Source organism: Acetobacter tropicalis, from assembly GCF_030644465.1.
GTDB lineage: Bacteria > Pseudomonadota > Alphaproteobacteria > Acetobacterales > Acetobacteraceae > Acetobacter > Acetobacter tropicalis.
The window spans coordinates 126,874-152,645 of sequence record NZ_JAUYUW010000001.1 but is presented as its reverse complement, the minus strand read 5'-3'; the positions used below and the strand labels follow the sequence as shown (position 1 = coordinate 152,645).

At 57.7% G+C, this 25,772-nt stretch carries 23 protein-coding genes; 17 read left to right on the top strand and 6 right to left on the bottom strand.

The window, feature by feature from the left end; all coding sequences use genetic code 11:
• Window positions 1-23 precede the first annotated feature (23 nt).
• The 5 genes from uvrC (at window position 24) to QWU00_RS00745 (ending at window position 4,085) form a co-directional block, all read left to right on the top strand.
• Complete coding sequence (gene uvrC, locus QWU00_RS00765; protein WP_081939128.1) at window positions 24-1,946, top strand: excinuclease ABC subunit UvrC; 1,923 nt, start codon at window positions 24-26, stop codon at window positions 1,944-1,946.
• A 98-nt stretch (window positions 1,947-2,044) separates the two neighbouring features.
• Entirely contained in the window at window positions 2,045-2,614 is a 570-nt protein-coding gene (gene pgsA, locus QWU00_RS00760) for a CDP-diacylglycerol--glycerol-3-phosphate 3-phosphatidyltransferase (RefSeq protein WP_006558424.1), read from the top strand.
• Window positions 2,615-2,794: 180 nt separating this feature from the next.
• Window positions 2,795-3,322 carry a hypothetical protein gene (locus tag QWU00_RS00755; protein ID WP_035382007.1) on the top strand — a complete coding sequence of 176 codons (528 nt, stop codon included), beginning with the start codon at window positions 2,795-2,797 and terminating at the stop codon, window positions 3,320-3,322.
• A 46-nt stretch (window positions 3,323-3,368) separates the two neighbouring features.
• A complete protein-coding gene (gene moaD, locus QWU00_RS00750; RefSeq protein WP_035381733.1) occupies window positions 3,369-3,629 on the top strand; it encodes a molybdopterin converting factor subunit 1 in 261 nt (86 codons plus the stop codon).
• Between the two features lie 6 nt (window positions 3,630-3,635).
• Window positions 3,636-4,085, top strand: coding sequence for a molybdenum cofactor biosynthesis protein MoaE (locus tag QWU00_RS00745; RefSeq protein WP_035381734.1), 450 nt, complete (start codon window positions 3,636-3,638; stop codon window positions 4,083-4,085).
• 448 nt (window positions 4,086-4,533) lie between these two features.
• Here QWU00_RS00745 and QWU00_RS00740 read toward each other — a convergent pair whose 3' ends face one another.
• Window positions 4,534-5,829 carry an adenosylmethionine--8-amino-7-oxononanoate transaminase gene (locus QWU00_RS00740; protein WP_081939117.1) on the bottom strand — a complete coding sequence of 432 codons (1,296 nt, stop codon included), beginning with the start codon at window positions 5,827-5,829 and terminating at the stop codon, window positions 4,534-4,536.
• A gap of 60 nt (window positions 5,830-5,889) precedes the next feature.
• Between QWU00_RS00740 and QWU00_RS00735 the strand changes: the two genes are divergently transcribed.
• From QWU00_RS00735 to bioD, 3 genes are read left to right on the top strand one after another with little or no spacing between them, the layout of a single operon-like run.
• Window positions 5,890-7,077, top strand: coding sequence for an aminotransferase class I/II-fold pyridoxal phosphate-dependent enzyme (locus QWU00_RS00735; RefSeq protein ID WP_035382010.1), 1,188 nt, complete (start codon window positions 5,890-5,892; stop codon window positions 7,075-7,077).
• The gene (locus tag QWU00_RS00730) at window positions 7,074-7,763 is read left to right on the top strand and encodes an alpha/beta fold hydrolase (RefSeq protein WP_035381737.1); all 690 of its coding nucleotides are present in this window, start codon (window positions 7,074-7,076) and stop codon (window positions 7,761-7,763) included. The genes QWU00_RS00735 and QWU00_RS00730 overlap by 4 nt, the downstream gene beginning before the upstream one ends.
• 1 nt (window position 7,764) lies before the next feature.
• Window positions 7,765-9,174 carry a dethiobiotin synthase gene (gene bioD, locus QWU00_RS00725; protein WP_035381740.1) on the top strand — a complete coding sequence of 470 codons (1,410 nt, stop codon included), beginning with the start codon at window positions 7,765-7,767 and terminating at the stop codon, window positions 9,172-9,174.
• Between the two features lie 215 nt (window positions 9,175-9,389).
• On the opposite strand, the gene lexA is transcribed toward bioD, so the two are convergent.
• Window positions 9,390-10,061, bottom strand: coding sequence for a transcriptional repressor LexA (lexA, locus tag QWU00_RS00720; RefSeq protein ID WP_035381741.1), 672 nt, complete (start codon window positions 10,059-10,061; stop codon window positions 9,390-9,392).
• A 466-nt stretch (window positions 10,062-10,527) separates the two neighbouring features.
• On the opposite strand from lexA, the gene QWU00_RS00715 reads away from it, so the two are divergent.
• The gene (locus tag QWU00_RS00715) at window positions 10,528-11,682 is read left to right on the top strand and encodes a carbohydrate porin (RefSeq protein ID WP_150395581.1); all 1,155 of its coding nucleotides are present in this window, start codon (window positions 10,528-10,530) and stop codon (window positions 11,680-11,682) included.
• 20 nt (window positions 11,683-11,702) lie between these two features.
• Here the strand turns inward: QWU00_RS00715 and QWU00_RS00710 are convergent, their stop codons facing one another.
• Window positions 11,703-12,902 (bottom strand): molybdopterin molybdotransferase MoeA, encoded by a 1,200-nt coding sequence (locus QWU00_RS00710; protein WP_035381743.1) that lies wholly within the window; start codon window positions 12,900-12,902, stop codon window positions 11,703-11,705.
• Window positions 12,903-13,043: 141 nt separating this feature from the next.
• Between QWU00_RS00710 and rpmG the strand changes: the two genes are divergently transcribed.
• The gene (gene rpmG, locus QWU00_RS00705; protein ID WP_003623017.1) at window positions 13,044-13,211 is read left to right on the top strand and encodes a 50S ribosomal protein L33; all 168 of its coding nucleotides are present in this window, start codon (window positions 13,044-13,046) and stop codon (window positions 13,209-13,211) included.
• An 808-nt stretch (window positions 13,212-14,019) separates the two neighbouring features.
• Here the strand turns inward: rpmG and QWU00_RS00700 are convergent.
• A complete protein-coding gene (locus QWU00_RS00700; RefSeq protein ID WP_035382012.1) occupies window positions 14,020-14,349 on the bottom strand; it encodes an FtsB family cell division protein in 330 nt (109 codons plus the stop codon).
• A gap of 171 nt (window positions 14,350-14,520) precedes the next feature.
• Entirely contained in the window at window positions 14,521-15,798 is a 1,278-nt protein-coding gene (eno, locus tag QWU00_RS00695; RefSeq protein WP_035382013.1) for a phosphopyruvate hydratase, read from the bottom strand.
• 182 nt (window positions 15,799-15,980) lie between these two features.
• Between eno and QWU00_RS00690 the strand changes: the two genes are divergently transcribed.
• The 5 genes from QWU00_RS00690 (at window position 15,981) to QWU00_RS00670 (ending at window position 19,370) form a co-directional block, all read left to right on the top strand.
• Window positions 15,981-16,457, top strand: coding sequence for a DUF3429 domain-containing protein (locus tag QWU00_RS00690; RefSeq protein WP_035382015.1), 477 nt, complete (start codon window positions 15,981-15,983; stop codon window positions 16,455-16,457).
• 116 nt (window positions 16,458-16,573) lie between these two features.
• The gene (gene thiO, locus QWU00_RS00685; RefSeq protein ID WP_035381745.1) at window positions 16,574-17,560 is read left to right on the top strand and encodes a glycine oxidase ThiO; all 987 of its coding nucleotides are present in this window, start codon (window positions 16,574-16,576) and stop codon (window positions 17,558-17,560) included.
• Window positions 17,561-17,772: 212 nt separating this feature from the next.
• Complete coding sequence (gene thiS, locus QWU00_RS00680) at window positions 17,773-17,970, top strand: sulfur carrier protein ThiS (RefSeq protein WP_006559437.1); 198 nt, start codon at window positions 17,773-17,775, stop codon at window positions 17,968-17,970.
• Window positions 17,971-17,973: 3 nt separating this feature from the next.
• The gene (locus tag QWU00_RS00675; RefSeq protein ID WP_035381749.1) at window positions 17,974-18,750 is read left to right on the top strand and encodes a thiazole synthase; all 777 of its coding nucleotides are present in this window, start codon (window positions 17,974-17,976) and stop codon (window positions 18,748-18,750) included.
• Window positions 18,747-19,370: a thiamine phosphate synthase gene (locus tag QWU00_RS00670; RefSeq protein WP_035381750.1), complete on the top strand. Its 624-nt coding sequence runs from the start codon at window positions 18,747-18,749 to the stop codon at window positions 19,368-19,370. The genes QWU00_RS00675 and QWU00_RS00670 overlap by 4 nt, the downstream gene beginning before the upstream one ends.
• Before the next feature lie 296 nt (window positions 19,371-19,666).
• Here the strand turns inward: QWU00_RS00670 and recG are convergent, their stop codons facing one another.
• Window positions 19,667-21,808 (bottom strand): ATP-dependent DNA helicase RecG, encoded by a 2,142-nt coding sequence (gene recG / locus QWU00_RS00665; protein ID WP_035381751.1) that lies wholly within the window; start codon window positions 21,806-21,808, stop codon window positions 19,667-19,669.
• Window positions 21,809-21,876: 68 nt separating this feature from the next.
• Here recG and QWU00_RS00660 point away from each other — a divergent pair, with 68 nt between their 5' ends.
• Window positions 21,877-22,200 (top strand): FAD assembly factor SdhE, encoded by a 324-nt coding sequence (locus QWU00_RS00660; RefSeq protein WP_035381754.1) that lies wholly within the window; start codon window positions 21,877-21,879, stop codon window positions 22,198-22,200.
• Complete coding sequence (mfd, locus tag QWU00_RS00655) at window positions 22,197-25,679, top strand: transcription-repair coupling factor (RefSeq protein WP_035381756.1); 3,483 nt, start codon at window positions 22,197-22,199, stop codon at window positions 25,677-25,679. Before QWU00_RS00660 ends, mfd begins: the two co-directional genes overlap by 4 nt.
• Window positions 25,680-25,772: the final 93 nt, after the last annotated feature.

Below are 25,772 nucleotides of genomic sequence, written 5' to 3'. Positions count from 1 at the left end.
AAATTGATTTCTCGGAAGAGCGCCTGATGACAACTGACATTTCTTCAAATGATGTGCCCGTAGGCGTGCCTGCGGCTGTGGAGGTGTCGGCTGCCAGACCCAAAGGTGTGGAGGTGATCCGGAATGCCCTGAAGACCATGCCGCTTTCGCCGGGCGTGTATCGTATGCTGGGCGAGAAAGGGGATGTGCTTTACGTGGGTAAGGCGCTGGCGCTGAAAAAGCGTGTAACGTCTTACACTCAGGTGGCGCGTCTGCCTGAACGGCTGCGGCGTATGGTGTCCGAGACAGCCTCCATGGAGATTGTCACCACCCATACCGAGGCCGAGGCCCTGCTGCTTGAGGCCAACTACATCAAGCGCATGAAGCCCCGCTTCAATATTCTGCTGCGGGATGACAAAAGCTATCCGTGGCTGATGCTGACAGACGGACATCCTTTCCCGCAGGTGGCCAAGCACCGGGGAAAGCCCGTGAAGGGGGCGAGCCTCTGGGGCCCATTTGCTTCGGCCTGGGCTGTGAACCAGACGCTCAACCTGTTGCAGCGCGTGTTTCTGCTGCGCTCCTGCACGGATGCGGTGTTCAACAGCCGGACGCGGCCCTGCCTGCTGTATCAAATCAAACGCTGTTCCGGCCCCTGTGTGGATCGTATCGACCAGCCCTCCTACGCTAGGCTGGTGGAACAGGCGCGGGAGTTTCTCTCCGGCAAGGATATGGCCTTGCGGGAAGAGATGAGCAGCGAAATGCACAAGGCCGCGGAAGCGCTGGACTTTGAACGGGCCGCCATGCTGCGGGATCGTATTCGGGCGTTGGCGCAGATGCAGGAATCGAGCGTGATTAACCCGGCGTCCCTGCATGATGCGGATGTGTTTGGCATCTGGCAGGAAGCGGGGCAGGCCTGTATTCAGGTGTTCTTCATCCGGGGCGGCAGAAACAACGGAAACCGTTCGTTCTTTCCGGCTCACACCAAGGATGAGGAGCCGGGAGATGTACTCTCCGCCTTTATTGCGCAGTTTTATGATGACAAGCCATGCCCGGCGCAGGTGCTGGTTAATCATCCCTTGCCGGAAGAACTCCTGCTGAGTGAGGCTCTCTCCCTCAAGCGGGGGCGGAAGGTGGAAATCCTCTCTCCCCAGCGCGGCGAGAAAAAGCAGGTGCTGGATCATGCTGTGGCGAACGCACGGGATGCCTTGCACCGTAAGCTGGCCGAAACCGCCGGGCAGGCCAAACTGCTGGAGGGTGTTGCGACGGTCTTCGGGCTGGATGCGCCGCCCCAGCGGATTGAGGTGTATGACAACAGCCACATCATGGGGTCTCATGCTTACGGGGTCATGATTGTGGGCGGCCCGGAAGGGTTTGATCGCAGAGCCTATCGCAAATTCCTGATCAAAGGTCCGGTAACGCCGGGGGATGACTTTGCGATGATGCGTGAGGTGCTGGAGCGCCGCTTTGGCCGCGCATTGAAGGAAGCCGCTGAGGGCGATCTATCCAACTGGCCTGACGTGCTGCTGATTGACGGCGGAGCCGGGCAGTATTCTGCCGTAAGAGCCGTGCTGGATGATTTGGGCGTGACAGGGGTGAAGCTGGTGGGCATTGCCAAGGGGCCGGACCGGGATGCCGGGCGCGAGTGGTTTCATACTGGCGATGCCGAGCCGTTTCAGCTCGATCCGCGTGATCCGGTTCTGTACTACTTGCAAAGGCTACGCGATGAAGCGCATCGCTTTGCCATTACAACCCATAGGGCAGGGCGTTCCAAAACGCTGGTGACATCCGAGCTGGATGATATTCCGGGGGTGGGGCCAGCGCGGAAACGCATGCTGCTGAATGTTTTTGGTTCGGCCCGGGGCGTAAAGCAGGCAGGGCTATCAGAACTCGAATCGGCACCCGGCATCAATCGGGAAACAGCGCGGGCCGTGTATGGGCATTTTCATCCAGACTGGACGCCAAACTGACGTGAAGGGCAGGGCTGCGCTACGTTTCTGGGTGAGTGGCATGAACGCGGTGCCAGAAACCATTTCAGCCGGGCGGGAAATAGGCTAGTCTCCCGCCAATGTTGACAGATTTGCCGAATGTTCTGACGATATCGCGCATTGTGGCGATTCCCATAGTGGTGGTTTTTGCCGCATGGGGAACGCCGCAGACTGATGCTGCGGCCTGCGTGCTGTTTATTCTGGCAGGCATTACGGATTATTTTGACGGCAAGCTGGCGCGTTCACGGCACCAGCTTTCAGACTTCGGCAGAATGTTTGATTCCATTGCCGATAAGCTTCTTGTGGGGGCCTGCCTGATGGTTCTGGCAGGCTTTGCCCGGCTTCCCTACCTCAGCCTCTGGCCCGCCATTGTTATTCTGTGTCGGGAAATTCTGGTTTCCGGCATGCGGGAATATCTAGCGGAGCGCCGGGCCAGTCTGCCGGTAACGCGACTGGCTAAATGGAAAACCGGCTTTCAGATGACCGCCATCGGCTTTTTGCTGGCTGGGGATGGTACGGGTATGCTGCTTGGTATGCCATGGCTGCACGTGGCGCTGATTGGCTCCGTTCTGCTCTGGATTGCCGCAGCCCTGACCCTGATCACCGGCTGGGATTATCTCACCACAGGTTTGCGGCATGTGGACCTGTAACGGGTGACTGTGGGTGATACCTGGTTCAACCAAGGGTGGCCTGTTGCATAATTGTCTCAAAATGAAGGCATTGGCTTGTATCCCCTCCGCAAACCGTTATTTACCTTTCTCTGGCACAGTGTCGCTACAGCGGGCATCGCTGATTTGCCTGTGCAACGTCATGGTTAGCGGAGTCAGATGATGCGGAAAGCTGCTCTACTGGGAGCCTGTCTGGTTTTGAGCGGATGTTCCGGGTTTGGGAAATATATTTCCGATACTGCGACTCTGCCGGGAGAGAACCCCAATTCTCCGGCGGGAGAAGATCTGAACATGCGGCGGGTACATGGGTACTCCACCGCTGAAACCCCGATTTTGCCGCAGGGTGGTGATATCTGGCCGGGCCCTCCTGCTCCGTTGCCCACGCTTGAAGATGTTGAAAAAGACCGCATAGGCACAGTGCTTGGTGGTGGCATGGGCGAGAGCGGACCGCAGTTGCAGGACGGCGGCGAAATGAGTGTCAGCGTGCCCGAGGGAAGTTCCCCGGTTAAAGAGCCGCATGGTAAACTGCCTGATGCTGAACCTGATGCCGCCGATAAATATGGCGTGCAGCGCGGAACGGCTTCGACCATTGAAATTCCGAACGGAGATGGAACGGTAACACTTATCCACCCGGATGGGTCGGTTAGCACCGTTCAATCCAAAAAAACGATATCCCCGCCTGCTCACTAAACCGTTCAGGAGTGTGACGGAGGATTGCAGAAAAGGAGAAAGCAGGGTGGCCACTGTGACCATTCTCTATTTTGCTTCCCTGCGCGAGCAACTGGGCCGGGAGCAGGAAACGGCGACCGTTTCTGCCGAGGGGGAGAGCGTAGCCACTCTCCTTTCGGCTCTCCGTGCTCGGGATGCTGCATTGAATGATCTGTTTGAGCAGACCCCACGGATTAGAGTGGCGATCAATCAGGCGCTTGGCAGCTTTCAGGATAGTGTAAGACCCGGTGATGAACTGGCGTTTTTTCCACCCATGACGGGGGGATGATCTCTAATGATACGTGTTGTGGTTCAGACTGCTGCGTTTGATTTGGCAGGAGAGATGGAGCGCCTTTCCCAGATATCTGAAAATGTTGGCGGGATGAGCGTGTTCATGGGGCAGGTGCGCGCGCAAGGGGACGGGCTGGAAAGCCTGACCTTGGAACATTACCCCGGCATGACTGAAAAGGTGCTGACAACGCTGGCGGAAGAGGCCGGGAGCCGTTTCAGCTTACTGGGCTGCACGGTTATTCATCGCGTGGGCACCATGCGCGTGGGGGAACCCATTGTGTTTGTGGGCACGGCGTCCGGGCATCGCGCCGAGGCTCTTCAGGCCACTTCGTTTCTAATTGATCGTCTGAAAACCGGCGCACCGTTCTGGAAATGTGAGCGGTTTACGGATGGTCGCAAAAGGTGGGTCGAAGCGCGTGACACGGATGATGAAGCTGCTGCCCTCTGGGGTTAGCGTGAAAGAAGGCAGGGGAACGTAAAGCTCGGCCAGATTTTTGCGTAAGAGACGAGTTGCGGCAGAGAAAGTGGGGAGTGAAGCCGCAGAAGCGGAAAACTTCCAAGCAAAAAGCTTTGCCCTGTAGGACAGACTATTCAAGCGTGTTTTGAGTGTCTTTGTTGGTTTTTGGGGTCTTATAAAAAGGCAGATTTGAGAAAGCTGCAAGTCTGCTCTCGAGCGTGCGTTTTTGCGTTAGTTGGAGCACGGTTTTCTGCCTGTTTTTCCCTCGTGCCGGGTATTCGAGTTATTTTTCTGTTCGAAAAAACTTGAGCCTTACCGGCAGCTCTGCTGCTGATTTCAGGTCGCCCCTTCACAGTATGATCAAGAGGCCCCAGTCCTGCTCCGCTATGGCTCCATCTGGTGGTCGGATGCTTCTCAGGAAGCAGGAGGCGCATGGGTTTTTCTCCTAGCTGGACAGGACGCGGTAGATGGCGTCCGTCAGGGTTTTCAGGTCTGCCTGTGTCATGGTGAAGGCGGGGGTGAGATAAATGATGGAACGGAACGGACGTATCCATACACCTTCCGCAATAAAGCGCTGACGCAGCGCATCTGGATTGGCAATTTTTTCCAGTTCCACCACGCCAATAGCGCCCAATGTGCGAACGTCCTTTACCCCCGGTAAGGTGCGGCAGGGTTCCAGTGCGTCCGTCAGGAAAGCGTTGATGGCCTGAACCTGCTCCAGCCGGGGCTCGGTTTGAAACAGATCAAGAGAGGCATTGGCACAGGCGCAGGCAAGCGGATTGGCCATGAAGGTGGGCCCATGCATCAGCGCATGCTCAGGGTTGTCAGACAGAAACGCTTCAAATACGTGGCGGCGGGCCACGGTGGCGGCCAACGCCAGCGTGCCGCCTGTGAGCGCTTTGGAGAGGGTGACAATATCCGGCACGATTCCGGCCTGCTCATAGGCGAACATGCTGCCTGTGCGGCCAAAGCCGGTAAAAATTTCATCCAGAATCAGCAGCAGGTCGTGGTCATCGGCGGCCTTGCGTAGGGTGCGCAATACCTCCGGACTGTGGAACAGCATGCCGCCGGCCCCCTGCACCAGAGGTTCGGTCATGATGGCTGTTAGCTCGTGAGCATGGTTTTTCAGCAGGCGCAGAAATTCAGCGGTGCTGGCCTCATCCTGTGGCAGAGGAGCGATAATATGCTCGGCCAGCGCGGAGCCATAGAGGTGGTGCATGCCTTCTTCAGGGTCACAGACCGCCATGGTCGCCAAGGTGTCTCCATGGTAGCCACCCTTGAAGGCCAGCAGTTTGGTGCGGCCTGTCTCGCCTTTGTTCAGCCGATACTGAATGGCCATTTTCATGGCGACTTCAACAGAGACTGACCCGGAATCGGTAAAGAAAACCCGTTCCAGATCTCCCGGCAGCATGGCGCAGAGGCGCGCTGCAAGCCTGAGAGCGGGTTCATGCACTGTGCCGCCGAACATGATGTGCGGCATGGCAGCAAGCTGAGCGCTAACCGCTGCGCGAATATGGGGGTGATTATAGCCGTGGCAGGCCGTCCACCATGCTGCCACGCCATCCACCAGTTCTCGGCCATCTGCAAGTTCTATGCGTGTGTCATGGGTGCGGACGGCAGCCAACGGAGCTGAGGCTGTCTTCATTTGGGAATAAGGGAGCCAGATGTGGGGCAGGCCGTCCTCGTACCACTGTGGCATCTGCTGTGTGGATGAGCTGGGACGGCTGGCGGACGCAGACATTCTGGTTCTTCTCCTGCTGGGTGATTGACCGGCGGCCCGGCCTCCGGCACCAGTCTTCTCATGACGCGGTTTGATCATCTTTTCCAGCAGGGGCTGGAGAAATTGGCTGAGCAGGGGCGTCTTCGCACGCCACGCGCGCTGAATCCGGCAGGCCATGGTCTTCTGGAACGGGCGGACGGTGCTGTTCTGGTCGATTTCTCCTCAAATGACTATCTCGGCTTGCGCAGGCATCCGCTGTTGCAGGAGCGTGCAGTTCTGTGGGGGCGGCGGTTTGGTACGGGTTCTGGTGCCTCCCGTCTGGTGGCGGGCACGTGCTCGGGCGCGGTCGCGCTGGAAAAACGGCTGGCGCGCCTGAAAGGCATGGAAGCAGCCTGTATTCTCTCTTCCGGCTGGCAGGCCAATGCCACGTTGGTGCCTGCGCTGGCACGATTGTCTCTTGCGGTTACGGGCTCGCCTCCCGTTGTGCTGGCGGACAAACTAATTCATGCCAGCCTTTATCAAGGGTGTGCTGCGGCAGGTGTGCGGCCGCTTCGGTTTCGGCACAATGATGTTGGCCATCTTGAAGCCCTGCTTCACCAAGTGAATGAGCCGGGCCTGCGTATTGTGCTGACGGAAAGCGTGTTCAGCATGGATGGAGACCGGGCGGATATCGCTGCTCTGGGTGCAGTCTGCCGCCAGAATGATGCGTTTCTTTGTGTGGATGAGGCGCACGCAACTGGCATTCTGGGGGAAGGCGGGAAAGGTCTGGCGGACGGTCAGGCTGATCTGATTATGGGTACGTTCAGCAAGGCGCTGGGCGGAATGGGCGCGTTTGTCGCGTCCTCTTCGGCTGTGTGCCGATGGCTGGAAAATAGTGGGTCTGGCTATATTTACTCCACAGCGCCATCGCCCATGGTGCTGGGTGCAGTGGAAGCTGCACTTGAATTGCTGCCTCAATCGGAGATGGTGATTGCCCGCAACCGGGTAGCGGGACTAGCGGAGCATTTCCGGCAGCATATGCAGAAAGTCGGGCTGGATACGGGGCCATCCTCCACTCAGATTGTGCCGGTGGTAGTGGGAGAGGAAGAGAGCGCGCTCGCACTTTCCCGTTATGTGGAGGCTGCTGGTTTTCTGGCTGTGGCCATCCGTCCGCCAACTGTGCCGCCGGGAGCGTGCCGTCTGCGCGTGGTGCTGCATGCGCATCATACACTGGAACAGGTGGACGCGCTGGCGGAGGCGATTCTATCTGGGGTGCAGAAAAATCCATGACAGCGTTGCAGCCGGTTTTTGTGCATGGGTGGGCCTGTGGTCCGCAAATCTGGCAGCCCGTACTGGCACACTTGAACCTGCCACCCGCTCATCTGATTGATCTGGGGTATTTTGCCAAGTCTGCCGGAGAACGGGACGATGGGCAGATTCTGACTGCGCTGGAAGCGGACAGGCCTATTCTGGGCGTGGGGCATTCAATGGGGTTGATGTGGCTGCTCTCTCAACGGGACTGGCCGCCAGGAAGTCGCTTTGTGGGGATCAATGCATTTGGCCGGTTTGCCTCTGGTGCGGATTTTCCTCAAGGTGTAGGGCCACGTGTGCTCGCCCGTATGCAGGCAGGTCTGGCGCGGGACGCAGGGACTGTTGTGAACAGCTTTCGGGCCCGTTGCGGGATGGCGGCTGTAGAGTCTTCCACATGTCATGTTTCAGCGTTGCAGGCTGGATTATCCTTGCTGGCGAAGGGGGATGTCCGTGCGCAGATCGAGCGTGTTGTCGCGCATGACGCCTCCTGCATGGTGGCCTTGGCGGGCGGAGAAGATCCTATTGTATCCGCAAGTATGACGAAGGCCGCTTTTCCTCAGGATATAAAAATCGAATGGCAGGAGAAGGGGGTGCATATGCTACCGCTGACCCATCCTGAATTTTGTGCAGCACACATCCAGAAGCTTATGAAGGACGCTGGTTAGAATGGGGCAGAATACAGATCGGCGTGCTTTGGTTCGGGATCGTTTTGACAGGGCCGTGGGATATGAGGGAGCGGCCACCATGCAACGGGTGGCGGCCCAGCGCCTGTTTGAAAAACTTCAGGAGCGGATGGAGGGGAGAGTGCCCCTGCGTATTCTTGAATTAGGATGTGGCACCGGATTTCTGACCGAAAAGTTGCGCAATGCATGGCCTCAGGCGGACATTGTTGCCACGGATATTGCGCCTCACATGCTGGAACGCGCGCAGCAGCGGGTAGGTGAAGGGCTTTGTTACCGTATCATGGATGCCGGAGAGCCTGACGTAAGCGGGCCGTTTGATATTGTTTGCGGCAATCTGGTGTTTCAGTGGCTGGAGCACCCGCAGCAGGCCATTGCTAGGCTGGGGCGCTTGCTGTCTCCGGGCGGAATTCTTGCTCTCTCCACTTTGATGGATGGTACTTTTCAGGAGTGGCGCACGGCCTGCGCTGTGGAACATGAGGAAAGTGGTACGCCTGATTACCCTTCAGCCGCGAGCATAGGGGAATGGTATCCCTCCTTGTTCAATGGTGGATGGGAGACTGAAGCCTGTGTGCAGACTTTCAGTAATGGACGGGCTTTTCTGCGCCATTTGAAAGAGACCGGGGCGTCCGTCCCTCGTGCGGGGTACCGTCCCATGCAACTGTCGGCTTTACGGCGCAGTCTGGCGCGTTTTGATGCGCAGGGGAGTGTGGTGACATGGCGTCTGGCTTATGGGTGTTTTCAAAAGCCCCCGCGGGCGGGTGTGTTTATCACCGGCACGGATACCGGCGTGGGTAAAACCTTTGTTTCCGCCTGTCTGGTCAAGGCATGGGAGGCTCTCTACTGGAAACCGCTACAGAGCGGATTGGCGGAAGAGGCTGGTGATACGCCAACCATTCTGTCTTTGACGCATTGTGCCCCTGAGGACTGCCTGCCGCCTGCTGGAGCTTTTCAGGCCCCCTTATCGCCTGAAGCGGCGGCGCGAGCAGAGGGTGTGACCATTGATCCTGCCAGTCTGGCGCTCCGCATGCAGGAGCCTGAACGGCCAATGGTGGTTGAAGGGGCGGGCGGCCTGATGGTTCCTGCAACGGAAACACTGATGATGTGTGATCTCGCCGCCCAATGGGGGTTGCCTGTTGTGCTGGTGGCACGGAGTGGGCTGGGCACACTGAACCATACCCTTTTGAGTCTTGAAGCGCTCCGTCAGCGGGGGATTGCCATGGCGGGCGTGGTGCTGAACGGCCCCCTTAATCCGGCGAACCGGGAGACCATAACCGAAAAGGGGAAGGTTCGTATTCTGGCGGAAATTCCGTTTCAAGCAGACGTGTCGGCGCAAAGTGTGGAGGGCATAGCCCAGACGTTACCATCGTGGGCGGATGTGAGAGGCGGAGCCTGATAAAATAAGTCCGGCTAAAATGAAAATATCAGAGATCAGACAAATTCTTAAAAAGATCGTATAATCTTATGATTATGAAAGTTTAAACCAACTTAAAAATCTAACACTGCGAGATTGGGCGGGCAGGCTGAGCTTAAAAGCCTCTCCGATCTGATGGTTCTTCTCTTTAGAAGAAGAGGCCTTCTTTTATATTTGAGGGGTGTCGCTTCAAGGCATTAGTGGTATCGGCGGATCAAGCCAGCCAGTTTGCCCTGAATTTTCAGGCGTTCTGCAGGGACAATGCGCGTTTCATAATTCGGGTTGGCAGGCTCCAAAGCAATGGCATTGCCTTTGCGGCGCAGGCGTTTGAGTGTGACGTCATTATCATCAATGAGCGCCACGACAATCTGGCCGTTTTCGACACTCTCTGTACGACGAATGATAACGAAGTCCCCATCCATGATTCCTGCGTCAATCATGGAATCCCCCGTTACTTCCAGCGCATAATATTCCCCGGTGCCTACCAGAGTGAGTGGTACATCGAGAAAAGAGTCTGTTTCCGCCATAGCTTCAATTGGCAGGCCAGCAGCAATGCGTCCGTAAAGGGGGACCTTGAGGGTTTGTGCTACCGGGCGTGAGAAATCGGCATGGACCACATTTGTGGGGGTAGGGGTGGCCGCAGGCGCAGGTGCCATTTCAGGAAGCTGAATGACTTCCAAAGCCCGTGCGCGATGATGATGGCGGCGGAGAAAGCCGCGTTCTTCCAACCCAGAAATAAGCCGGTGAATGCCTGATTTGGACCGGAGGCCCATGGCTTCCTTCATTTCATCAAAGGAAGGAGAAAAGCCGGTCTGCTTGAGGTGTGCATCAATAAAAAGCAGAAGCTTGTGCTGTTTACGTGTCAGCATCTTGGGTCACCTCAAAACAGAATCAAACGGCCTTACTTAAAGGATTTGTTCTATATAAGTTCTCTTTTCTGGTCAAGGTGTTATTCCCCTTTGTTTCACCTCCTCCATATTCTGAAAAACGCCGGCGGTCTGGGGTAGGGGCTGGCTGCGTCCCTATGGTCTGAGGGGCTGGGTCCGGGTTCCGTCAGTTTTCATCCGGTCTGTTTCGGGATAGGTGCGCAGAGCATATGGGGGTGGTGTGACGTTCTGAGCCGCTGCTGAGGGACGTTTTAGCTTCCTGTGTGCTCTGATGGATATTTGATGGAGAAACTTCATTTCCTGTGACCGCATCCTTTTTCGGCGGCTCTGCTTTCTGGGGGTTGCGGCCCTTGCTGTTGCAAAGGGATATCTAGCTGAGCCCGTACGCGCTGAGGGGAATGCTTTTGCGGACAAGCTGACAGGCCAGTGGGGCGGATTGCGGGAAACTGTGCAATCCTATGGCATTGATTTTCAAGTAAATGACCAGAACGAATTTTGGGGCGTGCCCGTTGGTGGCAGCCAGCCGTCCAATAATTACATTGGCATGACTACGGCAACGCTGTTGCTTGATCTGCGCCGTATGACTGGGCTGAAGTTGGGTACATTCAATATCAGCGGCGTTGATATTCGTGGCAGACCGTTCAGCAACCAGCCGCTTTACGTGTTCAATCAGGTTTCCGGCATTGAGGCGGACGATAACCTGCGCCTGTATGAACTCGCCTATGATCAGACGTTCGATCATGATCGGGGGGACGTGCGGATTGGCAAGCTGGATTTAAGCCGGGATTTTATGGGGAGCGATACGGCCCAGACGTTCCTGAACGCGTCTTTTTCCTGGCCGATGCTGCCTGATAATAACCTTTATGATCAAGGGCCTTCATCCCCTTTGGCCACGCCCGCTGTAAGGGTGAAATACCATCCGGATGATCATTGGACGGTGTTGGCGTCCGTAGGGGATGACAACCCTATTGGCGCTGGGTTCATTAACGAAAATGATCCATGGAACCAGAATCAGGACCCGGGGGGCACACGCTTTCATTTCGGGACGGGGGCGCTGATGTTTCTGGAGGCCCAGTACCGCACGCAGGCTCCGGTTTATGCGGGCACTTTCAAGCTGGGGGGATATGGCGATACCGGCCGTTTTCCGGATCAGGCGACTCTTGAAATGCGGCACAAGGGGAACTGGGCCCTCTATGCCGTGGCGGATCAGGTGATAGCAAAACTGCCGGGGCGTGAAACTCTCTCCGCCTTTGCGCGAGGCACCGGCACGGCGGAGGCTGATCGCAACCAGATTGCGTATTCCGTAGATGCAGGGCTTGTTCTTAACGCCCCTTTTCAGCGCGCCGATGATTCTCTCGGTCTAGGTTTTGGTGTGGGTGCCCCCAGTAAAATTCTGGCGCGCTCAGAACGGCGGTCTCATGAAATCGCACAGGGGAACGAATATCATCTGGAACTGACATATCAATGGCAGGCATGTCCTTGGTTGCTGGTTCAGCCCGATATTCAGGGCATCCTCTCCCCCAGCGGCGGCGTGGTGGGGGATAATGGCCGCCGCGTGAAGGATGAAGCGATCTTTGGTCTTCATTCAAGCGTGGACTTTTAGTCTCTGATTTTAAAGTATTTTCATGGAAGGCGCAGAATGCGGCAAAGTGTACCCGCCTTCTGGGGAGGGGCATGGGGCGCGCGGATAATCAGAGCGTCACTTTGCGCCAGAATGTTCATCTGAGCAGAATCCTGCGAGGCGAAGGGCGTGGCGATGGGTGGCTGCCCATCGGGCTGAGAACGCAGGGTGCTGCGCAGGAAATCCTGCCGTTGGTCATTCTCCTTCAGGTCAGCGCCGAGAATGGCTGTTTCTGTTTCAAGTTCAGCGCCTTGGGGAAGACCCATGAGTGTGCGCACCGCGGCTGCAACAAACACCACGGAGCACACCATGGCGGCAACGGGGTTGCCTGGCAGGCCGATCATGGGGGTTTTGCCAAGCTGACCAGACATCAGGGGGCGACCGGGCCGCATGGCAATTTTCCAGAAATCCAGATTGAGGCCATGGGGCTTGAAGGCTTCGCGCACCAGATCATACGTGCCTACACTGGCTCCACCGATCGTAACCAGAAGATCAAGATGATCGGCTTGCGCGATGGCGGTGGAAAGAGACTCCACATTATCGCGGGCTACCGGCAGTAAAACAGCTTCGGCGCCTATGGAGCGCAGGAACGCCGTCACCATGAATGCGCCGGAATTCACAATGGAATCAGGTTGGGCCGGGTCCCCCGGCAGCACGATCTCATCCCCCGTTGCGAGAATGCCCACGCGGGGACGACGGCTGACTGTCAGCCAGACATGCCCTGCGGCGGCGGCCAGCCCAATATCCCGCGCTGTCAGAACCTTTCCTGCCGAAAGAAGCGTTTCCCCTTTTTGGAAGTCCTGACCCTGTTTGCGGATGAACTGTCCTGCCTTGCCGCCGGAAAGCAGCGTTACGGCGTTCCCGTCTCGCCGCATGTTTTCCTGAATAAGCACCGTATCCGCACCTGCCGGAATCTGGCTGCCGGTAAACAGACGCATGCACTGGCCTTTCTTTACCGTCAGGCTGGATGGGTGGCCTGCGGGTGCTTCGCCGATAATATCGAGCGTGGCTCCTTCCTGCACATCGTCTATCCTGACGGCGTATCCATCCATTGATGACACGGAAACGGGCGGATTTGAGAGACGGGCGACCACGGGAGCGGCGAGCACGCGGCCACAGGCGTGTGCCACGGAAACTGTTTCCAGACCGCACGGAGAGAGTTTTTCCAGGATTCGGGCGCGCGCAACAGCCACATCCAGCATGTTTTTTTACTCCTTTTGGCTTTTACCACGCCTGATTGATGGAAGAATACTTGACCTTTGGCTCTTGTATGCGCATTTTGCGCCCACTTGAACACCACCCGGGCCTTCTGTCCGGACTCATGATGCTCTGCTGAGGAAGCCATGGCCAAGACCAATGTTATCAAGATCCGTCTCGTTTCCACGGCGGACACTGGTTATTTCTACGTCACGAAGAAGAACGCTCGTGCGCATACCGGTAAAATGGAACTGAAAAAGTATGATCCCGTTGCCCGCAAGCACGTTGTGTTCCGCGAAGCAAAGATCAAATAATCATCCGCCCTGCGTGGATGATGCAAATGCGGCGCCTCAGGGCGCCGTTTTTTGTTTGTAGTGCGTAAGGATGAAGTGAACTTAAAAGCACGTGCAGACCAGATTCTTTGTTCTTGAAGCATGCAACGTTGCTCTCGTGTGGTCGGTGATTGAGTTTAAGGGAAGCACTCCTTAAGCAACCGGCTCCATTCTCTTTGAGAGAAGAGGCAGAACGGGTGAGGTGATGATAGGCGAGGAAACAGCTTTATCTGTTGCCCTGACGCATTGCGGTGCGTCTACAGGAAAGGTGAAACAATCGGCCGCTTTATCGCGTGAGGGAAGGAAAATGGTGTACGGGCGCTAACCCACGCGACGTTCGTATTTTTTCTACAGTCCTTGAGACTGTGCTTCTGCCGGACCATTGAATTGGTCTGGCTACCACGATTACTCGGAAGATAACGTCTGCGGATCTAGGAACGGAGGCCGGGCGGCTTCAAGTGTGGCGTTGGCGGATACTTCGTATTGTTGGCGAAAGTGGTTTTTTCCGTCCTGCAGAGGAATTTCTCTATGCACACTGGGTCTCTGGGTGTGTCAGAGCATGGAGCAATCACAAATCACTCTTTTCTTTCGTGATGAGCAACGGCGGTTGCTGGGTGCAAGCTGCTGCTCAAGTGTGCTATTTTTAGGGGAAGGGACATTGCTTGCGTTGGAGGCTACCACTTCCCTATGTGGTGGCAGGCGTTATCCTCTTAAACAGGGCCATTAAGTCAGGACTGTTAAACCCTTTATCGCAGTGTGCCGTTCGAATGGGGTTAAGTGTGTCTGCGTTTCAATATAGCGGATCACGCCGATCATAGGGGACGACGATATCGTTTTTGTCGGCCAGATTGAGCATGGCACGCGCCCGTTCATCCAGCGTATCTGTATCCAGAGACTGTTCACGCAGGCCATTAACGCGGCGACGCCATGCTGCCTGCTCGGCAATGGCGTCCTGCTGGGACTGTTTGGCCTGATCAAGCAGAAGAAGCTGTTGCTGATAGGCTTTCATGCCATGATCGCCCTGGGTCGCGTTCCAGCCAAAATAACCTGCGATACCAAGAAAAATCATGGGGGGAACAACGGCTCGTACTGCGCGTCTGATCATGCGGCCTATCTGCACGTTGTTCTTGTCCTTTTTGCCATCAGGAAATGAATTTTCCCAGAACAGTATGTCTAAACCATGAACACCCAGACAGAAAAGCAAAAGGCGGCCTGATAATGTAAAAAAAAGAGCCGCACGGTTCTCCATGCGGCTCCGGTTTTCCTGTTTCAGGAAAGGCTGAGTGCGGGATCAGACTTTCAGGATGGTGCGGCCCGCATATTGGGCAGCCGTTGCCAGTTCCTGTTCAATCCGGATGAGCTGGTTGTATTTGGCGGTACGGTCAGAGCGGGAGAGGGAGCCTGTCTTGATCTGCCCGCAGTTGGTGGCGACGGCCAGATCCGCAATGGTGGAATCTTCCGTCTCACCAGAGCGGTGGCTCATGACGGCGGTATAACCAGCCTTGTGAGCCAGTTCGATGGCCTGCAGCGTTTCCGTCAGCGTGCCGATCTGGTTGACTTTCACCAGCAGGGAGTTGCCAACGCCCGCCTGAATGCCACGGCGCAGACGTTCGGGATTGGTGACGAACAGATCATCCCCAACCAACTGGACCTTGCGGCCAAGGGTTTCGGTCAGAAGGCTCCAGCCTTCCCAGTCGTCTTCCGCAAGGCCGTCTTCAATGGAGACAATGGGGTACCGTTTGGTCAGATCTTCAAGGTAGGCAACCATTTCGCCTGCATCAAAAACCTTGCCTTCGCCTTTCAGATCATACTTGCCATCGTGATAAAATTCGGTGGAAGCGCAATCCAGAGCGTAGGTGATGTCTTCTCCCAGACGGTAACCTGCGGATTCGACGGCACGGGAAATGAAGCTCAGTGCTTCATCAGCAGATTTCAGGGCCGGAGCGAATCCGCCTTCATCCCCAACATTGGTGTTGAGGCCCGCAGCCTGTAGCGCTTTTTTCAGATGCGCGAAGATTTCACTTCCCCAGCGGATGGCATCGGCCACGGTGGGCGCGCCAACCGGCTGGATCATGAATTCCTGAATATCGATGGGGTTATCTGCATGTTCGCCCCCGTTCACGATGTTCATCATGGGGACGGGAAGCGTATGGGCAAAAACACCGCCAACATACCGATAGAGCGGCACCTGAAGTTCTGCTGCCGTGGCCTTGGCCACCGCAAGCGAGACACCAAGAATGGCGTTGGCGCCCATACGGCTTTTGTTAGGGGTGCCATCCAGATCGATCATCGCGTTGTCGATATCAATCTGATCGGAGGATTCGGCACCCTGCAAGGTGGGGAGAATCTCGTTTTCGATATTTTCAACAGCGTGCAGCACGCCCTTGCCGTTGTAGCGCTTGGGGTCTTTGTCACGCAGTTCCACTGCCTCATGCGCGCCTGTGGACGCACCGGACGGAACGGCTGCCCGGCCTTTTGCGCCAGAAGCCAGCTCTACATCCACTTCAACCGTTGGGTTGCCGCGGCTGTCGAGGATTTCGCGCGCGATGATATCGACAATGGCACTCATACTTTTTTCATTCCCGTTTCTGGCGCCGGCTATGCGTCCGGCAGCGGTGTCTTGTTCTTGTTTTCGAGCGTAACGAAACATGGAAGCCAATGTTCCGTGTGGTTGCTAGTGGCAGCCTCTTGGGCTTTTCTGTCAACCAATCTATTGCAGGAAACCGTGCAAAGGAGGCACGCCGAACGCTCATGAAAAGACTTCCATTTGTAGCCGTGGTGCTGACAATGGCCGGATTACTGCCCTTTTTGTTCGGCGCATGCTGTATCGTGTTCTTCTCTTCGGGTGTGCCCGTTCCCAATCTGCTTATGGCGTTTGTGTTTTATGGTGCAGTGACCCTCAGCTTCTGGGGGGCGGTGCAATGGGGCCTGGCGCTGGACCCTTCGCCCTCCATTATTACGGCTGGCGCAGACCGTATGGATGTTTTTCGGCTGCTTCTGGGCGTGGTGCCTGCCTTGGCGGGCTGGCTGGCGGCCTATCTGGCTTTTGCATGGCAGCCTGTTGCTGGCGTGGCGGCTTTGGCTTTGGCTGTGCCCATTCTGGCTTTGGTTGAGCGCGAAGGCTGGCGGCGCGGCGCGTTGCCCAGCGGCTATATGGGGCTGCGCTGGATTGCCACGGCGGTGATGGAATGTTGTCTGGTGGTGGTGCTGCTGGCGCGTGCTTTCTGACGGGCTGGTGACCGGACAAGGGGTGGCCGAGGCTGCTGCGTGCGTTATAACATATCTCCAGAATTCGAGACGCTCGGCAGCATACACAGGATCGGGTGGCAGGAGGCCAACACATCATGACCCATACTCCCCGCATATTGGTAAAAGGGGCTGGTGTTGCAGGCATGACGGCCGCAGTTACGCTGGCGGAGCGTGGCGGCGTGGTCACGCTTTATGAACCCGGCGGTCGTGTGGGGGCTGGCGCATCATGGATGGCTGGGGGAATGCTTGCCCCGTGGTGTGAAGCGGAATCCGCTCCACCAGAAGTGACCGCACAATCCGTAGATTCGGTTGACTGGTGGGAAGCGCACGTGCCCAATGTGGTGCGGGCAGGCAGCCTTGTTCTGGCTCCGCCGCGTGACAGTGGGGAAATTGCCCGCTTTGGCCGTCGCACCACGCATTTCGAGACTGTGGACAGTGCGGAAATTGCCCGGTTGGAGCCTGATCTGGCTGGCCGTTTTCATAAAGGTCTGTTCTTTGCAGATGAAGGCCATGTCGACCCGCGTAAGGCGCTGGTTGCCTTGCTGGCCCGCTTGGAAAGTCTGGGGGGCAAAGCTGTCTTTTCAGCCGCAGATGTGCCCGATGACGCTGCATTTGACTGGATTGTTGACTGTACGGGCCTGAATGTGCGGCAGGAATTGCCTACTCTGCGTGGGGTGCGTGGGGAAATGCTGCTGCTCCGTTGCCCGGATGTTGTGCTGCATCGCCCCGTGCGGATGCTGCATCCGCGTATTCCCATTTATATTGTGCCGCGTGCGGACCATGTGTTCATGGTCGGGGCCACCATGATTGAAAGCGAAAACGCAGGCGGCATGACTGTGCGCTCCATGACGGAACTGTTGAATGCGGCATGGGTGCTGCACCCCGGCTTTGCGGAAGCGGAAATTCTGGAGATGGGGACCGGCTTGCGCCCGTCCTACCCGGACAACATGCCCCGTGTGGTGCGGGAAGGGAACCATGTGTTTGTGAACGGTATGTACCGTCACGGCTTCCTCCTTTCCCCGGCGCGCGCGCGGGAAGCTGCAGACATGATTTTTGGTAATTCCGTGGGAAATGCTGGGTAATTAGGGCCGTTTCACAAGCGGAGAGGTAAGGCTGCGAGGGCCAAGTGGCTCTGAGAGAATTGACCGCACTATCCCTCCGGAAAAAACGGAGCAGAAAAGCTCGCGCTTTCCCTGGGCAGGGTGATGCAGAGAGTTTTTTGACAGCCTTGAAGAGGTTGCGTGATCGGGATGCTGTGCTTACGTGCCGAAGAGAAACAAGGGAGAACGCCCGCATGAAGATCGTGGTCAATGATGAAGTTCATGAAGTATCCGCCACCACCTTGGCGGCGCTGATTGATGAACTCGGCTACGGTGGCGCCCGCATTGCCACGGCAATGAATGGTAGCTTTGTGCCCGTGCCGCTACGCGATAAAACTGCGCTGAATGATGGTGCGCAGGTGGAAATTGTTGCCCCGATGCAGGGAGGCTGACGTATGACAGCACGCTTTTATGGGGTTGAACTTTCCTCTCCCCTTATGTTGGGAACGGCGCAGTATCCGTCCCCTGATATTTTGCGGGATGCGGTTCAGGCTGCCCAACCGGGAGTGGTGACGGTTTCCCTGCGGCGCGAATCTGCAGGTGAGCGGGCCGGGCAGGCATTCTGGTCCCTTATTCGTGAATTGGGTGTGCCGGTGCTGCCGAATACGGCTGGCTGCCATACGGTCAAGGAAGCCGTGACAACAGCCCACATGGCGCGTGAGGTCTTCGGTACCGAGTGGGTTAAGCTGGAAGTGATCGGTGAGCTTGATACGCTTCAGCCTGACGTCTTCGGATTGGTGGAAGCCGCCCGTATTCTCAGTGAAGACGGATTCAAGGTTTTTCCCTACACCACGGAAGATCTGGTGGTGGCTGAGCGGCTGCTTGCGGCGGGGTGTGACGTGCTGATGCCTTGGGGGGCGCCTATTGGCTCCGGCAAAGGGCTTAACAATATTTTCGGGCTGCGGGCCCTGCGTGCGCATTTTCCAGATGTGCCGCTGGTGGTGGATGCAGGGATCGGTGTGCCATCACATGCGGCGCAGGCCCTTGAACTGGGCTATGATGCCGTGCTGATAAACACCGCCGTTGCCAAGGCGGGTGATCCTGCCGTGATGGCGCGGGCGTTCCGGCTGGCTGTAGAAGCTGGCGTGCTGGCACGCGTGGCTGACCCTATGGAAGAGCGCGATATGGCTGTTCCCTCCACCCCTGTTGCAGGAAAGGCCATGCTGGCATGAGTGCACTCCCTCAGAAAATTTATCCGGTTGTCGATACAGCAGAATGGGTCAACAGGCTCGGTGGGGCTGGCGCACGCTTTATCCAGTTGAGAATAAAAGATTATTCGCCGGAGAAATTGGTGGCTGAAATTCGTCGGGCTCACACTTACGCCAAGCAACATGGCGTGTGTCTGGTGCTGAACGATTACTGGCAGATCGCGCTGGATGAAGGCATTGATTACCTGCATCTGGGGCAGGAAGATCTGGATACGGCAGATCTGGCCGCAATCCGGAAGGCTGGTGTCCGGCTGGGTATCAGCACGCATTGCCATGAAGAGCTGGACAGGGCGTTGGCCTGCGCACCGGATTATGTTGCCCTTGGCCCCATCTGGCCCACGCGCCTGAAAAAGATGGCCTTTGGCCCGCAGGGTGTGGAAAAGCTGACAGAATGGAAAAAGCTGATCGGTGATCTGCCTCTGGTGGCGATCGGCGGCATCACGTTTGAGCGGCTACGGGCCTGTCTGGACGCCGGTGCGGATAGCGTGGCCGCAGTCTCTGACTTTACGCTGCATGCTGATCCGGAAGGGCAGGTGAAGCGCTGGCTGGCAGAAGCGGACGCCGAGACACGCGCTGCCGTCTGAGGCACGTCTTGTAAAGCGTCGTCACAAAGAGATCATCTGAAACCGCCCCTGAAATGCTGTTGAAAAAACTTTGATGGCAGGGTGGCGCTCGTCCGTTCTTAAAATGTGGGCGTTTCACTTCTCCAAAATTTCGAGCCAGCCCGCTCTCCTGCCGTCTTCTCAAATGGCGACTGGACGGAGGGCTGGGTAGGAATGTGTTCGCGTGGGCGCTCCGGCTTTTGTGGTGAAGCTGGCGCAGGCGCATCCTTCTGCTTCCGTGAAAAGGCAGCGCACCGTCAAACTCCGCAACGACACATCTAGCCGCCAGCAAAGATACGGGCAGCATCGGTCTTGTTGAACAGAGCCAGCAGCACCTGCGCTGCTGGGGGCAATGGCGCATTCTGGTCTGGGGCCGTATCGGGCAGGATCTGTTCGGCTTCCTCGTGCGCGGCATCCAGCAGCATATCCACGAGGATCTCCGAGGCCATACGATAATCCGGAAGGCCGGACTGCCTGCGGCCCGTTACGTCTCCGCCGCCACGAAGGCGGAAATCCTCATCGGCAATTAGAAAGCCATCTTCGGTTTCACGCAGGCAGGTGAGGCGGCGGCGGGCTGTGAGGCCCAGCCCGTCATCATGCAGCATGAGGCAGAACGAGTCCTTCGCGCCTCGCCCTACGCGGCCGCGTAGCTGGTGCAACTGCGCAAGGCCGAAGCGTTCTGCATGTTCAATCACCATGATGGTGGCGGTTGGCACATCCACCCCCACTTCAATCACCGTGGTTGCCACCAACATGCGGGTTTTGCCTTGCGCAAAGGATTGAAGCGCTTCTTCCCGCACTGTGGCGTCCTGCCGCCCATGGGCCAGTCCGGCTATGGGGCCGAATCGTTCTGTCAGGTCTGCATGGCGGGCTTCTGCTGCTGCAATGTCCAGTGCTTCGCTTTCAGACACCAGAGGGCAGACCCAGAAGATCTGCGCGCCTTTGGCAAGGGCACGGTCAAGGCCGGCAAGCACGTCGTCCATTGTGCCAATGCTGTGCAGGGATGTGCGCACCGGTTTGCGGCCTGCTGGTTTGCCTTCCAGTTTGCTGATCTGCATGTCACCAAAGCGGGTAAGCAAAAGGGTACGTGGGATCGGTGTGGCGGTCATGACCAGCATGTCCGCGTTATGGCCTTTTTCAACCAGCGCCAGACGTTGCTCCACCCCAAAACGGTGCTGCTCATCAATTACGGCAAGGCCGAGGTCTGCAAACTGCACGGTTTCCTGAACCAGTGCGTGTGTTCCCACCACCAGAGGAGCAGAGCCATCCGCAATGGCCTGAAGCACCTGCTTGCGGGCTTTTCCCTTTACGGAGCTGGAGAGATAGACCACCGGCACGGGGGAGAGGCGTTCAAATGTCAGGGCGTGCTGGCGGGCCAGAATTTCCGTAGGGGCCATGATGGCCGCCTGTGCGCCAGCTTCCGTTGCCCGTAGCATGGCCAGCAGGGCCACCAACGTCTTCCCCGCGCCAACATCGCCCTGCAACAGGCGGCTCATCCGGTAAGGGGCCGCCATGTCGGCTTCAATTTCATACAGGGCTTTTTTCTGGCCGGGCGTGGGCGTATGGCCAAACGTGGCAAGTGCCTGTTGTTGCAGGTGGCCATCCCCGCTCAATGAACGGCCGGGCCGACTGCGGGAGGCACGTTGGGCAATGCGGGTGGCAAGTTGATCTGCCAGCAGTTCGTCACAGGCCAGACGTGCCTGGGCTCGGGTTTGTTCGCTCCGCCATTCCTCGCCTGCTTCGCTGCCGGGAATACGGTCAGGAAACTGCATCCAGGTCAGGGCGGTGACAAAATCAGGCCAGCGTCTGCGCTTGAGAATGGAAGGCGCGTGCCATTCAGGCAGGGTGGCAGGCAGGCGCTCCAGTGCGGCGGTCATGGCCTGCCTTACCTGCCCGGTGAACAGTCCGGCGGTAAGGGGCCAGACCGGGTCGAGACGTGGAATGCGGTCTGCCGAGCGGGCGGGGAGCAGATAGTCCGGGCTGGTCATGGTCAGCCTGTCATGAAATCGCTCGACCTTGCCTGAGGCCACAATAGATTCGCCAACCACGACCTGCTTGGCCTGCCACGGGGAGAAAAAAGCCAGTTCGAGGCGCCCGGTCGAATCTTCAATGGTGACACGCCACGGCTGGCGCGTGCGGGGGGCAGGGGCCCGGATATCCAGAACCGTGCCTGTGACCGTCGCAATGCTGTCAGGGCTGAGTTGCGCAAGCGGCGGGCGGACGCGGCGGTCTGTTACACTTTCCGGCAGGCAGAACAGCAGGTCCAGCACGCGGGAGCCGCCCGCTATGCGGCTGAGCAGCTTTGCACGCGCGGCGCTGACGCCGGGCAGGCTGTCAAGCGGGGCCAGCACCGCGGAAAGGGGTGAAAGATCCGTCTGCTCCGTAACCGGAGAGGATGTGATGGAAAAGGGACTGGACACCGAAGATGCATAAGCCTCTGTTTGGCGGCTGACAGACAGGAATGCCAAGGCTATAGGACAGTAACGCCATGCAAGACAATTTTAGTAGTGCCCCCGCTTCCGCCGTATCCGAGGATGATCCGCTTGCGGCCCGCCGCCGCAGGCTGGTGTTCCGCGCCAATCATCGTGGTACATTTGAGACCGATATTCTGATCGGCGGGTTTGTGGAGGCCAACGTGGCGACCATGAGCGAGGCTGATCTGGCGGATATGGAAGCCATCATGCAGATGCCGGACCCGGAACTGACAGACTGGCTGTTTGGCCGCCTGCCATTGCCCGAGGAAAAAGCCACCCCCATGTTACGCCGGATGGTGGAAGCCAGCCGCGCCAAAGGAGCCGGGAAGACGGAATGACGGCAGAAGCGAGTGTCGAGGACCGCATAGCCTCCATATGGGGTGTTGCGGAGGGGTATGATGCCTTCCTGCTGGCGCGCAGAGCGCGTGAGCATAAGGGACCGGTGCTGCATATTGCCCGGGATGATGCCTCTACCGCACGGTTGGCAGATTTGCTGGCCTATATGGGGGCTGATGTTGAGACACTTCGCTTTCCCGCCTGGGATTGCCTGCCATATGATCGGGTTTCTCCCAACCCGACCATTGTGGCCGAACGTGTGGCGACACTCACCCGACTTCTGGAGCCAGCCAATGGCAAGCCGCGCCTGATTCTGACAACGGTGGCGGCGGTTGTGCAGCGTGTGGCCCCCCGCAGCACGTTTAAAGGCCAGTCCCTGATCATTCGGCAGGGAGAAAGCCTTGATCAGGAATTTCTGATCGAACTTCTGGTGGCCAATGGCTACACCCGTACAGATACGGTGATGGAAGCCGGTGAATTTGCCAGCCGTGGGGGGATTTTTGATCTTTATCCCGCTGGGGCAGCAGAACCTGTGCGGCTGGATCTGTTTGGTGATGAAGTTGAAAATATCCGGGCCTTTGATCCGGGTAGCCAGCGGTCTACATCGCGCCTGCAGGAACTGACCCTGCGGCCCGTTTCCGAGTTTTCGCTTGATCCAGAAAGTATCTCCCGTTTCCGCACGGGCTGGCGGGACGTGTTTGGGCCTGCCGCCGCAGCGGACCCGCTTTATGAACATGTGAGCGACGGCCGCCGGTATCCGGGGCTGGAACACTGGTTGCCGCTTTTTCATACCGAGATGGAAACGGTATTTGACTATCTGCCCGGCGTGTCGGTCTCGCTCGATTATCAGGCGGAAGAGGTGCTCAAAACCCGGCTGGAAATGATTGACGACCACTATCAGGCGCGTCGTCAGCCGCCGCGGGAGGGAGAAACGCCATATCGGGCTCTGCCGCCGCATCTTCTGTATCTGGATTCCAAAGGATGGAATGCCATCCTCAGCCGTCTGCCGGTTGTGGCGTTTAGCCCCTATGCCAAGCCCGATGGGGCCCGCGGTATGGATGTGGGCGGACGCCCCGGCAAGATGTTCGCCAAGATCGTGCCCAATGCCGAGCGTGAAAAGGTTTTCACCCTGCTGGGCGAGCAGGTGCGGGATTGGGGGCAGGTCAATCGCCGCGCGTATGTGACGGCGTGGAGCAAGGGCTCACGCGAGCGCATTGGCACCCTGCTGCGCGAACACGGGGTAGTGACCCAGAGCTATGAGAACTGGGAGCAGGCGAAAAAGGCCAAGCCCGGTTCTGTTGGCTTGCTGACGCTGGGTCTGGAACGCGGCTTTGTTGCGGAGGACATGGCGTTTGTTTCTGAGCAGGATCTGCTTGGGGAGCGTATTGGCCGCCCACCACGCCGCCGCCGCCGTGCCGATGAACTGATTGCCGAGGCCGGAGAAATTACGGCAGGTGATCTGGTGGTGCATCAGGATTACGGCATTGGCCGGTATGATGGGCTGGAAACCGTCAGTGTTGGCGTGGCGCCGCATGACTGCCTTCGCCTGTTGTATGACGGGAATGAAAAGCTTTACCTGCCGGTTGAAAATATTGAATTGCTGAGCCGCTTTGGCTCGGATCAGGCCGGTGTGCCGCTGGATAAGCTGGGCGGTGTTGCGTGGCAGGGCCGTAAGGCCCGGATGAAGCAGCGCATCCGCGATATGGCGTCCGACCTGATCAAGACGGCTGCGGCCCGTGCGCTGAAGGAAGCGCCAGTGCTGGCCCCGGCGGAGGGTCTGTGGGATGAATTCTGTGCCCGCTTCCCGTTTGTGGAAACGGATGATCAGGCCCGCGCCATTGCTGATGTGCTTGAGGATATGGGTTCAGGCCGCCCGATGGATCGGCTTGTGTGCGGGGATGTAGGCTTCGGCAAGACGGAAGTTGCGCTGCGGGCTGCGTTTGTTGCCGCCATGTCTGGCGGGCAGGTGGCCGTGGTGGTGCCGACCACTTTGCTGGCGCGCCAGCACTACCGCACTTTTGCTGCCCGGTTTGAGGGCTTCCCCATCAAGGTAGCCCAGCTTTCCCGCATGGTAACGGGCAAGGATGCCACAGCCGTGCGCAAAGGGCTGGCTGATGGGTCCATTAATGTGGTGATCGGCACGCACGCGTTGCTGGCCAAGACGGTCCAGTTCGCGGCCCTTGAACTGCTGATTATTGATGAAGAGCAGCATTTTGGTGTGGCGCATAAGGAAAAACTGAAAGCGCTGCGCGATGATGTGCACGTACTCACGCTTTCTGCAACGCCGTTGCCCAGAACGTTGCAGCTATCTCTCTCCGGTGTGCGGGAGATGAGCCTGATTGCCACGCCGCCTACGGACCGGCTGGCAGTACGGACATTCATCATGCCGTTTGACAGCGTGGTGATTCGGGAGGCCATTCAGCGTGAACGCTTCCGGGGGGGGCAGATTTTCTGTGTGGCCCCGCGTATTGAAGATCTGGACCGGCTGGCGGAACGGCTGACAGCCATTGTGCCGGACGCCAAGCTGATTCAGGCGCACGGCAGGCTTACTCCCACAGAACTTGAACGGGTTATGACCGAGTTTTCTGACGGGAAATATGACATCCTGCTCTCCACCAACATTGTGGAAAGCGGGCTGGATATGCCTGCGGTGAACACGCTGATCATCCATCGGGCTGACATGTTCGGGCTGGGGCAGTTGTATCAGCTACGCGGGCGCGTTGGCCGTGGAAAGCAACGCGGTTACGCCTACCTGACATGGCCGCAAACCCATGTTCTCTCGGCCTCAGCCGAAAAGCGGCTGGAAGTCATGCAGACTCTGGATACGCTGGGCGCTGGCTTTACGCTGGCGTCTCACGATCTTGATCTGCGCGGGGCGGGTAACCTGCTGGGAGATCAGCAGTCTGGCCATGTGCGCGAAGTTGGCATTGAGCTGTATCAGCAGATGCTGGAAGACGCCGTGGCTGATCTGCGTGCGGACGCCAGCCGTCGACGTGCCGAGGACCGAGACTGGACCCCCAACATCATTGTCGGTTTGCCTGTACTTATTCCCGTTGATTATGTGCCGGACCTGCCGGTGCGGCTGGGACTGTATCGGCGTATCAGCGGGCTTGCTTCCGATGCGGAACTGGAAGCCATGGAAGCCGAACTGGTGGACCGCTTTGGCGCAGTGCCGCCAGAGGTAAAAAACCTTCTGGATATTGTTGATCTTAAAAGATTGTGTCGGGCTGCGGGCATTGAGCGTCTGGAAGCTGGGCCAAAAGGAATGGTGCTTCAGTTCCGTCAGAATAGCTTCAAGAACCCCGCTGGGCTGGTGCAATGGATGGGGCGCTGGAAAGATGGTGCCGTCAGATTACGGCCTGACCACAAACTGGCGGTGGTGCGCGAATTGACGAATGTGCAGCGTATTGATCTGGCCCGCCGGGTATTGCGTGATCTGGTCAAGCTGGTGGAGAGAGCACCTGTGGCAGAGAGGGCTTGAGTCCTCTCTGCTCCGGCAAGGTTTTGGCGGGAAAACAGGAGAAGCTGCTGGATGGCTTGATGGGGCTGACGTGTTGATTGCTTCAAACCATCT

Bases quoted from the DNA above. Each gene is read 5' to 3' on its own strand.
- QWU00_RS00660 (WP_035381754.1), top strand. From the start codon at position 21,877: ATGCAAGACAATTTTAGTAGTGCCCCCGCTTCCGCCGTATCCGAGGAT.
- lexA (WP_035381741.1), bottom strand. From the start codon at position 10,061: ATGCTGACACGTAAACAGCACAAGCTTCTGCTTTTTATTGATGCACAC.
- QWU00_RS00745 (WP_035381734.1), top strand. From the start codon at position 3,636: ATGATACGTGTTGTGGTTCAGACTGCTGCGTTTGATTTGGCAGGAGAG.
- QWU00_RS00690 (WP_035382015.1), top strand. From the start codon at position 15,981: ATGAAAAGACTTCCATTTGTAGCCGTGGTGCTGACAATGGCCGGATTA.
- QWU00_RS00710 (WP_035381743.1), bottom strand. From the start codon at position 12,902: ATGCTGGATGTGGCTGTTGCGCGCGCCCGAATCCTGGAAAAACTCTCT.
- rpmG (WP_003623017.1), top strand. From the start codon at position 13,044: ATGGCCAAGACCAATGTTATCAAGATCCGTCTCGTTTCCACGGCGGAC.
- mfd (WP_035381756.1), top strand. From the start codon at position 22,197: ATGACGGCAGAAGCGAGTGTCGAGGACCGCATAGCCTCCATATGGGGT.
- QWU00_RS00735 (WP_035382010.1), top strand. From the start codon at position 5,890: ATGACGCGGTTTGATCATCTTTTCCAGCAGGGGCTGGAGAAATTGGCT.
- eno (WP_035382013.1), bottom strand. From the start codon at position 15,798: ATGAGTGCCATTGTCGATATCATCGCGCGCGAAATCCTCGACAGCCGC.
- QWU00_RS00670 (WP_035381750.1), top strand. From the start codon at position 18,747: ATGAGTGCACTCCCTCAGAAAATTTATCCGGTTGTCGATACAGCAGAA.
- pgsA (WP_006558424.1), top strand. From the start codon at position 2,045: ATGTTGACAGATTTGCCGAATGTTCTGACGATATCGCGCATTGTGGCG.
- thiO (WP_035381745.1), top strand. From the start codon at position 16,574: ATGACCCATACTCCCCGCATATTGGTAAAAGGGGCTGGTGTTGCAGGC.
- QWU00_RS00740 (WP_081939117.1), bottom strand. From the start codon at position 5,829: ATGTCTGCGTCCGCCAGCCGTCCCAGCTCATCCACACAGCAGATGCCA.
- thiS (WP_006559437.1), top strand. From the start codon at position 17,773: ATGAAGATCGTGGTCAATGATGAAGTTCATGAAGTATCCGCCACCACC.
- bioD (WP_035381740.1), top strand. From the start codon at position 7,765: ATGGGGCAGAATACAGATCGGCGTGCTTTGGTTCGGGATCGTTTTGAC.
- QWU00_RS00755 (WP_035382007.1), top strand. From the start codon at position 2,795: ATGCGGAAAGCTGCTCTACTGGGAGCCTGTCTGGTTTTGAGCGGATGT.
- QWU00_RS00675 (WP_035381749.1), top strand. From the start codon at position 17,974: ATGACAGCACGCTTTTATGGGGTTGAACTTTCCTCTCCCCTTATGTTG.
- QWU00_RS00730 (WP_035381737.1), top strand. From the start codon at position 7,074: ATGACAGCGTTGCAGCCGGTTTTTGTGCATGGGTGGGCCTGTGGTCCG.